The organism is Komagataeibacter intermedius TF2 (assembly GCF_000964425.1).
Classification (GTDB): Bacteria; Pseudomonadota; Alphaproteobacteria; order Acetobacterales; family Acetobacteraceae; genus Komagataeibacter; species Komagataeibacter intermedius.
Window position 1 is genome coordinate 1 of the sequence record NZ_BANF01000372.1, and the last position, 224, is coordinate 224.

Genomic DNA, 224 nt, shown 5'->3' on the forward strand with positions numbered 1-224 from the left:
ATGCTGGGCCCACGGACGCAGAGGGCTGTTCAAAATCGCCGAGAAGGACAAGGCGCCCCTCGCCATAGAGGCAGTAGGCAGGATCGACACCATATTCGAGGCCGAGCGCGCCATCAACGGCACGACCGCGGCGCACCGGCTAACGGTCCGCCAGGAGAGCATCGCGCCACTGGTTACGGGTCTGTTCGACTGGATGCGGGAGTGTTGCCGGCGCATGTCGACCA

The 224-nt window shown here is 64.7% G+C and carries 1 protein-coding gene; it reads left to right on the top strand.

The features are described from left to right. The coding region (locus B7449_RS17575; protein ID WP_048883954.1) for an IS66 family transposase at window positions 1–224 on the top strand (224 nt) is incomplete at both ends.